The sequence below is a fragment of the Mycobacterium sp. pUA109 genome, from assembly GCF_041287095.1.
Classification (GTDB): Bacteria; Actinomycetota; Actinomycetes; order Mycobacteriales; family Mycobacteriaceae; genus Mycobacterium.
Genome location: NZ_JBGGKS010000020.1, coordinates 13,313 through 25,798 on the forward strand (window position 1 = coordinate 13,313; position 12,486 = coordinate 25,798).

The window sequence follows — 12,486 nt, forward strand, 5'->3', positions numbered from 1 at the left end:
GGGTCGAGGGGAGGGGGCTGCGATGACCGATCTGGTGGTCAGTGAAGACGTAGGCCGGGTGCCTGGTGTGCTCGTCGACGTTGGTGACTCGCTGTCGGCGGGTGATCTGTCACAAATGGAGGGCAGGCAAAGCCCGTCGCTGGTCGCGGCGTTGTGGGTGGCCAACGAGGTGCTGGCGCAGTTGAACCAGGCCAACGCTGATCACATCTACTCGGCGGGCGATGCGACTCATCAGCACCATCGGGCGGTGACGGCCGCCGACGAGGCGGGCGTCACGTATGTCTGAGGACGAGCCTGGCGGGTTAACGGAGACCCAGATCCGGTCGTCTGACCCGCAGCTGACGCTCAACGTGATCAACACCTTTCCGCAGGCGGCGCAGCGGATGGCCGATCATGGGGATGCCTATGAGGGCGCGGTGCGGGCACCGGCATGGGAGGGAGCGACCGCGGGGGCGGTGATCACGACCGCGGGCCGCCATAACGCGACGATCGCCGATGACAAGGAGACGATCAACGCGCTGCACCGCCGGGCGGTCGCCGCGATGGATCCGGTCATCAGGTCACGCACCGCCGTGCTGGATCTCATCGACGACACGCGGAAGGGCAATCAGTTCACGGTCAGCGACGATTTGAAGGTGACCGCCGCTGACCTTGAGTACAAGCCAGCGGCCGAGCAGAAGGAAATGCAAATCCGACAGGCCGCGCAAAAATGGGCAGACGCCGAAACGAACGCGGCCAGTGAGATACGCGCGGGCGCGCAACCCCTGACCGGGCGCGGAAGCCAGCAGCCGGGCGACGGGCGCAACGGACGCATCGTGCTGGTCGATGACCGCAGGGGTGATCGGGACGGGCGGCACCCCGATGGGCGTAACCGAAATCCCGATGATCGGGATGGCGCAGAAGTGAGAGATGACGAGCAGTACCGCCGACCCGAGGGTGGCAAGGGAGACGGAACAGATTGGCTCGACAGCGATTGGGCTGGGCGGGCTATTCTGGAGCGTTATCTGCTCGGTGGCGGCCGAGACTGGGACATCAAGGATGATCCCACTTGGTCGCAGTACATGATGAACAATCCCAATCTCGCTCGTCAGCTTGACGGACGTGTACGCGACCAGGCGCAACAAGGCCTTAATGCGTACAGGAACGGTGGTGTGTCGGATATTCCGTATTCGAGTCAGTTTCATGCGGATACTCAAAACGGCGAGTCAATCACGGGATATCAATATCTCAATGGCACCAACGCAGACGCGGGGGATTTCAAGATAAACGGCACGACTCATATCGAACAACTTCCAGGTGGCGGATATAAGGTAACCGTCAACGACGGCTACCAATGGAACGACATCATCGACCCAAATTTGAAGTACGACACCGACAAATTCAAAGACCGCATTGCCCAGATCATCACTCTTGGGCAAGCTCAGCCGTATCCGATCCACATCGGATGGCACTCTCAATCCGAGTTCATCTACGACCAGGACGGTACACTGGTCAACGCCAAAGGATATCCTTATAAATGACATCTCGGCTGTTGAGAGGGTGTGCAATCGGGATCATGTTGCTAACGAGTTTAATGGGATGCGCATTATTTGGCAGAGGTAACGAAGCTGTCGCCCAACGTTCGGTGCGACCTGGTGACCCGAAAGTCTCTCCGTCAGGACAGTACACAGCTTATGCTGAGTACGGGACACCGCAGAACACGGTGAAAACCTGGGTTGACGTGATCAAAGACAAGAACGGCAAAGAGGTATTCCGTGACGATACCGCCTATAGCACTCGCCACAGTATTATGTTCACCTGGATTTCGACGCAGCCGAACGAACTGTGGATTCTTTCCGGTGACGTTGGCACCTTCTACGTCACACGCTGGCCTGACGGCAACTGGGTGAAACAACACGCCACAAATGTCCCTAAAGAGATCAAAGACTTGCGAGGATACTGACCAGGCTTAACTCAGGTGGCCGTCCAAGTGAGTAACATACCTGATATGTTCCGACCATCGACGGGCAGAACTTCGCGATCGGTCCACGTGCGCCGCCTCATGGCCCTGGTCCTGAAATGACCGTGCCACGCACGCCAATAATTCCAGACCTATGAAACGCTTAAACGACGGGTCCGGACTCGCTGGATATGGCTGGCGGCCACCGCTGTCGTCCTCATCGCGACTGGAACAACAGCAGCGGTGTGGGTGATGCGCGACCGTTCCAGCAGGCCCGCCAAGGACTGTGCCGTGGTAGAGCGGGTTGGGGGTGAGTGGACTGCGATGGTGGCACAGGCCACAGCCGCAAGTGACGCCGCGCTTAACAACGATGGCTCCGGCCCGTTGTTGGCGGTCGCCGACAGCCAGACGAAGATGAGTGACAAACTGCGCGTCGCAGCGGATTCCGTTTCAACACCGGGCTTTGGTGAAGCATTGAACAAATGGGCGGACGGTGCCGCAAAGGCGGCACAGCTCCAGCGTGACGCGGTGAAATACCCCTCAACGTCGATACAGGACGACCAGGAACGCTACGGCAGTGCAGAGAAATGCTATCGTGACGCCTTTTCTTTGGTCGACCAGGCCACCACGACATTAGCCCAAAAGTGCCCCAAACTGCCCGCTATACTCGCCCCCTCTAAGCGCGAATCGTAATGTCTAACTCGTCGGTAAAGCTGGACTGGGTGGGCGATATTAGCTTGGCTGATTTAGCGGCGATCTGCGAACTGCACGGACTCGAATACCTGCCGTACCCCTTCTTTAGCCGGACGTGGCTCTGGGCCGATGCCCACGATAAAACCATTCCAGATCGGCTCACCGATGGTGATCTGCATATTTTCCACGACTGGATCAAGGCATACACCCATGCCGACATCTGGGTGGAATGTCAGGTCCAGCACTCGGACCCGGATGCCCGCGCCGTCCGCATAGCGGCGTGCCGTCGGGGGGATCGATCGGCGTTCCTCGCCTCACAGCGGCCCGACCAAGACGTGGTCGACGTGTACAGCGTGCCACCCTTTGACATGGGGTCTGCTGTCGCGGCGTCGGTAGAACTGACTGCACCGGGTGCTCATGCCCGCATTGTCGCACCGCCATTTTTCGCTGGTCTCAACCGTGACGACACCAACGGCCACGCCAGCGCGGCCCCCGGATTGCTCCTGCCCGTCGCCGCTCCCCGCCCTGCCGGGAAGGTGGTGCCCAGATCCGATGTGACGGCGATGGCGGTGGTCCAGTCGCGTTGTGAACCCGCCCGTGAATGGGGGCTGGGCCAGGACAGGAAAGCGGTCGGGTGGGTGCGGGTTCGCGATGACGGCGAATACGTCTACGCGCCCGACTTTTCTCACGCCACGCCACTTACCGAGCAACAACTCAGCAAGCGAATCGACCGGCTCATCGCTGCAGACGTCGCGAAATTACGGCAAGTTCGTGCGGTCATCGAGCCCCCGCCCTAGTCGCGGGCCATCCCATCGTGGTCATCGGCACAGAAGATGCACGGATCACCGACCTCGCTGCCGTAATCGGCGTAGCGGGCCACCGCGGCTACCACAGACTCAGCAGTCGCGGCGTCCATGGTGGGCTCACCGGACTGCGGGTCGGCGGGTTTGAGCGCGGCGATGCTGGTGAGCAACGGAACCCGGTTGTACTGGTCGCCGGTCATATCGGCGGCGGCCTGACCGTCCACGAACAGGGTGTACATGTCGTGCTCGGGAAAGCCGTAGTTGTGCCGCAGTACCCACCACTGACCGCACTGGCGGGCCGCATAGGGAAAGTAGGTGTATCCGGTCCTGCGCCACTGCGGCGTGGCCGCCGGGTCGATCACCGGCGAGTCGCCAGACGCGCCATCGCCGCGGGACATCTTGCAATTGTATGACTGCGCTCTTCGACCAACGCCTACGCGGAATTGGAAGCCATGACGCTGGATGGTCGAGTGGCATCGGCTTGAGATCCCCCGCTACGTGATGGCTTCGAGAACGGTGGAATTGGGATTGCGGCGATGGCGAGCACATTCTCACAATGGAACAGACGCGGCTGAAGTTTGCCCATCTCGGATCCCGTCGACTCGGGAGGGGGTACGGGTGGGCGAGCACGATGCCCTTCAGAAGGACGGATCGTGATAGTTAGGGGCCGGGCTGCCAGGTGCTCGACCCTGTAGCAAACGAGGTCACGCACACCAGGCCGCGCCCATTCGGCGACACGGCTGCTCCCTCGCCGCCAGGACAGGGCGAGCCCACCTCGTGCACACCAGACCACCCGGCCGTCGTGACCCATCGACCGAACCCAGGGCAGGCGAGAACCTGACCGTCTGAGGTGTACCCGAACGTCGGTCCGCTGGGGTCGCACTGCTCGCCAAGCACAGCGCCATGGGCCATCGGTGGCCCGGATGGCGGCGTTGGGGTCATCGTGACGGTCACAGTGGCTGGTGGGGTCACCGTCACCGTCGACGGGGTTGGCGGCGCGGCTGTGGGCGGCGATGACGGGGGAGTGACTGCAGCAGGTGCTGTTGGCTGCTGGACCGGAATAGACCTCGGTGCGGCAGGAGTGGTTGTCGGCGTCTTGCTCATGCCGAACCACACCGCTGCCACTGCCGCCACGGCCAGCAAGGCCACGCCCAGCGCCACGGCTGGGCCGAACCGGCGCAGTACGCCGGGCTCGGCGTAGGGCACCACTTCGTCGGTGTCGTCGGCCAAAGACCAGGCGTTGACACTCTCGGTCTGGGCGTCAGCGGTTGCAGGGCTCAGTCCGGTGGAGTCGTCGGGGCCGACGTTGCCCTCCGGGCCCGCGGGAATTGTCATGGCTAATGCCTTAGCAGATATTCCACCTGGTGGAGGCCCAAATCGCCGCTGCTTGCTTCGGGTGAGGGGCGAGTCCGTCTGCTGCTTGCTAGAACTGGACACCGGATTGATGTCTCGGTCCGAGACGTTGATCGGGTCGATGTTCGCGCAGCTGACTACCCGCCCAGGTGGCGACAGTGAAGCACTACGGCGATTCGGAGGAACGCTACCTTGGCGAGGTCGTTGTGGAACGCATCCTCGTCGGAAGGGCGGTGCTGCAGCGCCCGTGATAACGGCTGCCACTCGACGACATACCTGCTGGTCTGGGTGCTTCCTCTTTGCGAAGGCCATTCCATGCAGGGTGACGAATGTTCCACAAATCTTCCATGAACGAGTGAAAAAGCCGCTCTGACCTGCGTGCGCGGTACTGGGATTGAACCAGCGACCTCTTCCGTGTCAGGGAAGCGCTCTCCCGCTGAGCTAACCGCGCGGGGAACCAACATGGAGGTGGAGACGGGAATCGAACCCGTGTGCACGGCTTTGCAGGCCGTTGCCTCACCACTCGGCCACTCCACCGCTGGGTTGATGCCACTGCATCCTCCGAGCGGATGACGGGATTCGAACCCGCGACCCTCACCTTGGCAAGGTGATGCGCTACCAACTGCGCTACATCCGCGTGCCACGAGCGAGATCGTCGCCCGTCGCGAAGCACGACATTAGTCCAACCACGTGGGCGGGCACAAATTCCTCCCGTCGCACCGGCGCGCCGCTCCGGGCGGCCTGCTGATTCTCGCCGAATCGACTGGCCGTGCTAGTCTTCGACCTCGTTCCCGGTCTCGTAGCTCAGCGGGAGAGCGTCCGCCTCACACGCGGAAGGTCACTGGTTCGATCCCAGTCGGGACCACCATCAGGTAGGTCGCGGTAGCGCCGTTTGCCGCGCGGAGGAGGAACGCCCGCCGCCACACCCCCGACGGCATCCGCCCGTCGGAGAAGTCACGGTTTGCGGACCTCAGTCGAGCTCAGCGAGAACCTTGCGCGCGGCTTGGAGTTCGGCTTCCAGGGCGGCGACCTTGGCGGCCTGCTGCGAGCGCGCCTCCTCGATGACCTCGTCGATCGGCGTGGAGAGGTCCTCGTGCAGTTCCTTGGCGGCACGGGACACGGCGGCGGCCGCGACCGCGAGGTTGCGGGCCAGGTAGGTGCTGCCCCGCTTGAGTTCGGCGTGCCATTCGCCGTCGGCGGTACCAGTGACGGTGAGGGTCAGTTCGAGGGTCTTGGTCTTCTTGCTCGTCGCCCTCTTGGACGTTGCCTTCGTTGGCTTTTCGGCGGACGACGCGTCAGGGTTCGCCGCGTCCGGCGCCGGCTTGCTCGCGGGGGAGGCGCCGTCGACAGGACCGCCCTGCATGCCGGAAGTGTCAGGGTGGGTGGGTAGAACATCTGCCTTCGGGGTGTCTACAGTCATCGTCACGGTGAGCTCCTTCTGACGTTCGCCCGCGGTGCGTGGGCCGGCAATGGTCATTCGAACAAATGTTCTACACCGAAGCGGCATGGCGCGCAACCGCTTGTCGCCGGCAATCACCTCGAGCAGGTCAATTCGGCCCGTTTTGATTTTGCGGTGGGGGCTGTGCCATGACGTCCTGCCACAGCCCTCCACGCAATCTCAACACCTTGGATGCGCAGACGCGCACCACGGCTTCCTAGTTCGAGCTCATCTGGGACAACATCGTCAGCGACGAGTGGGCGAGCTTCCAGCCGTCCTGGTCGACGAACCTGAGGTTGGCCGAGTGCGGGGTCAGCTTCGCGCTGGAGGCGGTGACGTCGGCGGTGGCGGCACCGGGGCCGTCCGGCTGAATGTTGGCCGCGGAGATCGTCAGCGGCAGCTTGCCGTTCTCGAGGCCCTTTTTCATCCGACTGTCCATAACGGTGCGCTCGATCGGCCCGAGGCCGCCCTCGACCAAGCCGGACTTGTTGGCGGCGGGGACATGCGGGTCGGCGATGCCGTTCATCACGGTGACCACCTGGTCCGCGGTGGGCACATCGGTGGCCGGGGCCTGGGGCATCGGCACGTCGAACCCGGCCAGTTGTAGGTCGGGGACGTGGGGCGCGCCGGCCACGCCCTCGATCAGGCCCGCGGCCGCCGCTCCAATGGTCGCTACCGCTGCGACACCTGTCATGAGGGATTTCGCCCGCATCATCGTCCTTTCAAGTCTTCGATACATGAACGTATCGGGAATACGCGGACGAATCTAACAGTGAGTTCGCCGCAGCGGCTCGGTGATGGGCCGTGATTCGCACGTCATTGCGGCGGGTGGGGAGAGGCGGGTCACCCAGGAACGGTGTCAGGCCTCTTCGCTGTAGCTGAGCAAGACCCGGATGAACAGGTCGGCGCGTTCCTGCCAGACCGATTCGTTGTCCGGCTCCATCAGGCACTGCGCACTGGTCCCGTCGTGCACGGCGACCAGGGCGCGGCCGAGCGCGTGCAGATCCGATACACGCCGCCCGGCCCCGTCCAGCGCTTCGGTCAGGATCGGCAGCAGGGCGGCGAGCACGCCTTCCTCACGGGCGGCAACCACGCTCTTGAGGGCGGGGTTGCGCAAGGCGTGCGCGGTGAATTCGGCGCTCACCCGATACCAGTTGTCGTCGACCGGGATGCTGGCAATCAGCCGCCGGGCGTATCCCTCCAACTCGTCCCACGACTGTGGCCGCCGCGCTTCGGCGCCCACCGCCGCCCGGAATCCGGCGGTCAACTGCTCGGTGTTGCGCTCCCACATCGCCAGGAAGAGTTCGTCGAGCGAGGCGAAATTGGAATAGAACGCACCACGGGTGAATCCGGCGTGCTCGCAGATCTGCTCGACGGTCGCCCGGCCGAACCCCTCCTGTGCGAACACGTGGAACGCGGCTTCGAGGAGTCGCGTCCGTGTTTCGGCCCTCCTGCGGGTGACTCGCTTGGGTTGCGGGGTTTCCGCCGCAGCGTGCGCGTCGCTGACTCCCACGCTCGGCCCTTTCGTTGTCGACGGTGACGATCCGCTCAATATTGTCACGCCGACCACGTCGCATACATTTGTGTATCTGAATCGCGGGTGGCGCTGCGGGTCTAAGGCCTAATCCCGATGTAGTGCAACGTTTTACGCCGGTCGCAGGACCGCGACCAGGAAATCGGAGGCCTCGGTGAACGGGTGCAGGTCCCAGCTGGAGAGCAGCAGATCAAGCGCGAACCCGCCGTCGACGGCGTCGTTGAGGAACTCGTTGAACTCGTAGTCGCGTCCGGCGCCAAAGCCGATCACCGCACGGCCGTCGTCTTTGAGGTGGGCGCGTACCCGGCTGAGCACCCGGATGCGGGTACTCGGCGCCAGAAACGTCATCACGTTGCCGGCCGACACCGCGATGTCGAAGGGCTCGGTGATGCCCCGCGCGGGCAGGTCGAGCTCGGCGAGGTCACCGACCAGCCAACGCGGCCCGGGATGATCGTGCTCGGCGGCCTCGATGAGCGCCGGGTCGACGTCGACACCGACCACCTGGTGACCGGCCTCGGCCAGATACCCGCCCAACCGGCCCGGACCGCAGCCGGCGTCCAGGATGCGGGCCCCGCGCGGCGCCATCGCGTCCACCAGGCGGGCCTCGCCGGCCAGGTCTTCCCCGGCGCGCGCCATGGCCCGGAACCGCTCGATATACCACTGCGAATGGTCGGGATCGGCGGCGACCTTCTGCATCCACAGGCTCTGTTCGGTCATGGCGCCATTGTCGCAAAACGGGGACCCGCCGGTCACCCGCTGAGGTAGGCGACGATGGCGTTGGTCAAGCCTTCCCGCGCCTCGTCGAGGTCGGCATAGCTGCCAAGTTGCTTCTCGGACACCAGACCTCGCATCGCCCCGGGAATGAACGACGCCACCTGATGGATGCGCTCGCGGTCGACCTGCAAGTCGGCGAACGCCTTCTGGCAGGTGTCGTGCCAGCTTTGCCCCCAGGACCGCAGTTCGGCCGCGGTGGCGGGGTAGAGGCGGTCGAGGTCGTCGGGATTACGTGGCAGCGCGGCCCGCAGGTTTTCGATCGCGCGGGAGTCCGGGGCGGCCAGCCCGTCGTAGAGGGTGTCGATGATCGCGGCCACCCGGGTGCGCAGCGACGCGCCGGCATCGGTGTCGGCGAACAAGTTGGCCCGCCGGGTCGCGGTGTGGTGCAGCACCGCGGCCCAGAACCCGTCGGCGTCGCCGAACTGGTACTGCACGGTGCCCCAGGTCACGCCGATCTGTTTGGCGATGCGGTTGGCGGACACGGCGGCCGGATCGCCGGTGGCCAACGCGTCGACCGCGGCCTTGAGCATCGCCTCGCGGGTGGCGATCCCGCGCCGGTTGGCGGTGCGGCGCGCGCTGTCGGGCTCTGCCATCCCCGCATCCTAACGGCCGAAACGGGTTTTCATTGACCTTTCTATGACTGTTTCATAGGCTCCTCTAGGATCATCCCGCCGAGGCGAACCGGGAAGGGTTGCGAACATGGCCAAACCGCCGTTGTCGATGAAGCCGACGGGATGGTTTCAGGTGGCCTGGTCCGACGAGATCGGCGTCGGCGCCGTGCACCGGATGAAGTACTTCGACCAGGAGTTGATCGCCTGGCGCAGCCAATCCGGGCGGCTCACCGTGATGAACGCCTACTGCGAGCACCTGGGTGCCCACTTGGGCTACGGCGGGCACGTCGAGGGTGAGGTGATCCAGTGTCCGTTTCACGGTTGGCAGTGGAGCGCCGAGGGCCGCAACGTGTGTATCCCCTACGAGCAGCGCCCCAACCGGGGTCGGCGCATCACGACCTACCCGGTGGTCGAACGCAACGACTCGGTCTACCTGTGGTACGACGCGAGCGGTCGCGCCCCGTTCTTCGACGCGCCCGACGTGTTCGCCGCGTTCGGCGACGGCAGCAGCGCCGCCGACTACTACCCCCAGCAGCGGCTGTTCGAGCAGGGCCACGAGATGCACCCGCAATACGTGCTGGAGAACGGCGTGGATTTCGCCCACTTCAAGTACGTGCACGGCACCCCGATCAACCCCGTGTTCACCCGCCACGACTTCGACGCACCGGTGTCCTACGTCGACTTCACCATCACGTTCGAGGGCGATGACCAGCAGACCATCGACGAGGTCCAAAGTGGGGTGGAGGCCATCAACGGCGGCTTGGGCATCGCGGTGACCAAAAGCTGGGGGATGATCGACAACCGCACCATCTCCTGTATCACCCCGGTCGACGACGCCACCTGCGATGTGCGGTTCATGGTCTACATCGGCCGGCCGGCGGGTGAAGCGGCCGCCCAGAACCCGCAGCGCGCGGCCGTCAAGGCTGAGGAGTTCGGCGCCGAGATCATCCGCCAGTTCCGTCAGGACATCCACATCTGGTCGCATCAGCGGTACTCCGACCCGCCGGCGCTGGCCAGCGGTGAACTCAAGGGCTTCACCGCGATTCGACAGTGGGCCAAGCAGTTCTATCCCGACGGCGTCGGTGGCGCGGCCGCCGAGGTCTACGCAGCACGAGAGAAAGGCTGAACCGCGATGGCCAACAACACCACGCCGATCCGCGTCTTCCAGGTGGCGACGGGCAACGTCGGCTCGGAGATGATCAAACGCATCGCTACCCAGACCGATCTGGAACTGATTGGGGTGCACTGCTATTCACCAGAAAAGATCGGCAAGGATGTGGGCGAGCTGGTCGGGTTGGCGCCCAACGGGGTGATCGCCACCGGCAGCGTCGAGGAGATCATCGCCGCGCGGCCCGACGTGGTGACCTTCCACGGCGTGTTCCCCGACGAGAACCTCTACGTCACCGTGCTCGAAGCCGGCATCGACATCGTCACCACCGCCGACTGGATCACCGGCTGGCACCGCGACACCAACCACCCACACCCCTCGGGCAAGAAGGTCACCCGGTTGCTGCAGGAGGCCTGCGAGAAGGGGGGTTCGACCTTCTACGGCACCGGCATGAACCCAGGGCTCAATCAGATTCTCGGGGTGGTGTGTTCGGCCGACGTCGCCGAGATCGAGAACATCACCACCATCGAGTCCGTCGACGTGTCGTGTCACCACAGCAAGGACACCTGGATCGAGGTCGGCTACGGTCTGCCGGTCGACGACCCGGAGATCCCCGCCAAGCTGGAGAAGTACACCCGGGTCTTCGCCGACAGCGTCTACCTGATGGCCGACTGCTTCGGCCTGGACCTCGACGAGGTGAAGTTCAGCTACGAGCTGGGGGCCTGCACCAAAGACGTCGACCTGGGCTGGTACGTGCTGCCCAAGGGGTCGCTGGGCGGCAACTACATCAAATACCAGGGCATGGTCGACGGCGTCCCGCGCGTTGAGACCCATCTGGAGTGGCAGATGACCCCGCACACCGACCCGAGCTGGAACATCAAGGGCTGCTACATCACCCAGATCAAGGGTGACCCCTGCGTTTACAACAAGCACATGATCTTCCCGAAACCCGGTGTGGACCTGTCGAATCCGGATGAGTTCGCCTCGATCGGCATGACCGTCACCGGGATGCCGGCCCTCAACGCGATCAAGTCCGTGGTGGCCGCTCCGCCCGGGATCCTCACCAGCGCCGACCTGCCGCTGCGCGGCTTCGCCGGCCGGTTCGCCGGTTAGACCAGTTCACCGCCCCAGCAGCCGAGCGACGCTGTTGCGCAGCACGATAGCGGCTTGCGATTGAGGTACCAGCAGCATTGCTGCGGGGGTGAAGCCGCGTTGCCGGGGCTTCACCAATGCGCGGTGGCGTTGTTCGTACCGGGCCAGCGCGTCGGACAGGCGGGCGGGTGTGCGGGCCAGTTCCTCGGCGAGGGTGTGAGCTCCGGCGATGGCTAGCGTGGAGCCGTCGCCGAACAGTGACAGACTCGAGGCCGCGTCGCCCAGGAGAGCCACCCGCCCGGTCGACCAGCGCGGCAAGTGAACTCGGCTGACCGCGTCGAAGTACAGGTCGTCGGCCGCCTGCAGCTGGTCGAGATATTCGCCGAAACAGCCGAGCCGTCCGGCGTATGCCTCGGTCACCAGCCGCTTGTGCAGGGCCAGGTCGCGGCGGTCGAGGCCGGGCACCGCGGGGTGCCGGAACATGAACCCGGCCCCCGGCTTTCCCGCTGCGGGGTGGATGACGAAGGCACGACCCGGGGTGTTGAACATCACCACTTGGTGCTCATCGCGGATTGGCTGGTCCACGGGCAGGGCCGCCAGGTACATGCCCATGTGCCGGACGAACGCGGCCTCTGGTCCGAAGGCCAGTCGGCGCACCGTCGAATGCAGCCCGTCGGCGCCGATCACCAGGTCGAAGCGCTCGGGTTCGGCGCGCTCGAAGCACACCCGCACACCGTCGCCCGTCTGCGTCAAATCGGTGATGGTGTCGCCCCAGCGGATTCGGGTGTTCTCGCCGGCGGCCGACAGCAGGATCGCCGCCAGGTCGGCCCGCGCGATTTCCAGCTCACGATCCCCGGCGGAACCCTGAAATGTCCTCATGCTGAACCCGCCGCGCTCGTGGCCGTGAGCGTCGACGAACACCAGCCGGTTCACCTGCGTCGCGGCGGCGCGTAACTGCGGCATGATGCCCATCCGCTCGACCACGGCGACGGCGGGTCCTTTGACATCCACCGGGTGGCCACTGGAACGTTGCCCGGCGGCTTGCTCGACCACGGTGACCGCGAAACCGTGGCGCGCAAGCCAATACGCCAGAGTCGATCCCGCGATGCCGGCACCGGAAATCAGCACACTGGCGCCCATC

14 protein-coding genes and 4 tRNA genes are annotated in these 12,486 nt (G+C 64.6%); 8 read left to right on the top strand and 10 right to left on the bottom strand.

Annotated features, from left to right (window positions below; translation table 11 throughout):
* The first annotated feature begins 22 nt into the window (after window positions 1-22).
* The 5 genes from ACAG26_RS20855 to ACAG26_RS20875 all read left to right on the top strand — a co-directional run bounded on the left by ACAG26_RS20855 (window position 23) and on the right by ACAG26_RS20875 (window position 3,429).
* The gene (locus ACAG26_RS20855) at window positions 23-286 is read left to right on the top strand and encodes a hypothetical protein (RefSeq protein ID WP_370484976.1); all 264 of its coding nucleotides are present in this window, start codon (window positions 23-25) and stop codon (window positions 284-286) included.
* Window positions 279-1,520, top strand: a complete 1,242-nt coding sequence (locus ACAG26_RS20860) for a hypothetical protein (RefSeq protein WP_370484977.1) — start codon at window positions 279-281, stop codon at window positions 1,518-1,520. Before ACAG26_RS20855 ends, ACAG26_RS20860 begins: the two co-directional genes overlap by 8 nt.
* Complete coding sequence (locus ACAG26_RS20865; RefSeq protein WP_370484978.1) at window positions 1,517-1,942, top strand: hypothetical protein; 426 nt, start codon at window positions 1,517-1,519, stop codon at window positions 1,940-1,942. The genes ACAG26_RS20860 and ACAG26_RS20865 overlap by 4 nt, the downstream gene beginning before the upstream one ends.
* 249 nt (window positions 1,943-2,191) lie before the next feature.
* Entirely contained in the window at window positions 2,192-2,632 is a 441-nt protein-coding gene (locus tag ACAG26_RS20870) for a hypothetical protein (protein WP_370484979.1), read from the top strand.
* Window positions 2,633-2,661: 29 nt separating this feature from the next.
* On the top strand, window positions 2,662-3,429 hold the full coding sequence (locus tag ACAG26_RS20875; protein ID WP_370484980.1) for a hypothetical protein: 768 nt from the start codon (window positions 2,662-2,664) through the stop codon (window positions 3,427-3,429).
* Here the strand turns inward: ACAG26_RS20875 and ACAG26_RS20880 are convergent.
* From ACAG26_RS20880 to ACAG26_RS20895, 4 genes are all read right to left on the bottom strand, one after another.
* The gene (locus tag ACAG26_RS20880; RefSeq protein ID WP_370484981.1) at window positions 3,426-3,833 is read right to left on the bottom strand and encodes a hypothetical protein; all 408 of its coding nucleotides are present in this window, start codon (window positions 3,831-3,833) and stop codon (window positions 3,426-3,428) included. The genes ACAG26_RS20875 and ACAG26_RS20880 overlap by 4 nt on opposite strands.
* Window positions 3,834-5,167: 1,334 nt before the next feature.
* Window positions 5,168-5,239 (bottom strand) — tRNA-Val (locus tag ACAG26_RS20885).
* A gap of 12 nt (window positions 5,240-5,251) precedes the next feature.
* Window positions 5,252-5,325, bottom strand: a tRNA-Cys gene (locus ACAG26_RS20890).
* Between the two features lie 27 nt (window positions 5,326-5,352).
* Window positions 5,353-5,425 (bottom strand) — tRNA-Gly (locus ACAG26_RS20895).
* A gap of 156 nt (window positions 5,426-5,581) precedes the next feature.
* Between ACAG26_RS20895 and ACAG26_RS20900 the strand changes: the two genes are divergently transcribed.
* Window positions 5,582-5,656 (top strand) — tRNA-Val (locus ACAG26_RS20900).
* Window positions 5,657-5,758: 102 nt separating this feature from the next.
* Here ACAG26_RS20900 and ACAG26_RS20905 read toward each other — a convergent pair.
* The 5 genes from ACAG26_RS20905 to ACAG26_RS20925 form a co-directional block, all read right to left on the bottom strand.
* Window positions 5,759-6,151 (bottom strand): DUF6319 family protein, encoded by a 393-nt coding sequence (locus tag ACAG26_RS20905; RefSeq protein WP_370485064.1) that lies wholly within the window; start codon window positions 6,149-6,151, stop codon window positions 5,759-5,761.
* Between the two features lie 292 nt (window positions 6,152-6,443).
* On the bottom strand, window positions 6,444-6,920 hold the full coding sequence (locus ACAG26_RS20910; RefSeq protein WP_370484982.1) for a hypothetical protein: 477 nt from the start codon (window positions 6,918-6,920) through the stop codon (window positions 6,444-6,446).
* A 165-nt stretch (window positions 6,921-7,085) separates the two neighbouring features.
* Entirely contained in the window at window positions 7,086-7,739 is a 654-nt protein-coding gene (locus ACAG26_RS20915; protein WP_370484983.1) for a TetR/AcrR family transcriptional regulator, read from the bottom strand.
* A gap of 132 nt (window positions 7,740-7,871) precedes the next feature.
* The gene (locus ACAG26_RS20920) at window positions 7,872-8,477 is read right to left on the bottom strand and encodes a class I SAM-dependent methyltransferase (RefSeq protein ID WP_370484984.1); all 606 of its coding nucleotides are present in this window, start codon (window positions 8,475-8,477) and stop codon (window positions 7,872-7,874) included.
* Window positions 8,478-8,509: 32 nt separating this feature from the next.
* Entirely contained in the window at window positions 8,510-9,127 is a 618-nt protein-coding gene (locus ACAG26_RS20925; protein ID WP_370484985.1) for a TetR/AcrR family transcriptional regulator, read from the bottom strand.
* Between the two features lie 106 nt (window positions 9,128-9,233).
* Here ACAG26_RS20925 and ACAG26_RS20930 point away from each other — a divergent pair, with 106 nt between their 5' ends.
* Complete coding sequence (locus ACAG26_RS20930; protein ID WP_370484986.1) at window positions 9,234-10,271, top strand: Rieske 2Fe-2S domain-containing protein; 1,038 nt, start codon at window positions 9,234-9,236, stop codon at window positions 10,269-10,271.
* Window positions 10,272-10,277: 6 nt separating this feature from the next.
* Window positions 10,278-11,366, top strand: a complete 1,089-nt coding sequence (locus ACAG26_RS20935; RefSeq protein ID WP_370484987.1) for a dihydrodipicolinate reductase — start codon at window positions 10,278-10,280, stop codon at window positions 11,364-11,366.
* A 6-nt stretch (window positions 11,367-11,372) separates the two neighbouring features.
* Here ACAG26_RS20935 and ACAG26_RS20940 read toward each other — a convergent pair whose 3' ends face one another.
* Window positions 11,373-12,485 (bottom strand): FAD-dependent oxidoreductase, encoded by a 1,113-nt coding sequence (locus ACAG26_RS20940; protein ID WP_370484988.1) that lies wholly within the window; start codon window positions 12,483-12,485, stop codon window positions 11,373-11,375.
* Window position 12,486: the final 1 nt, after the last annotated feature.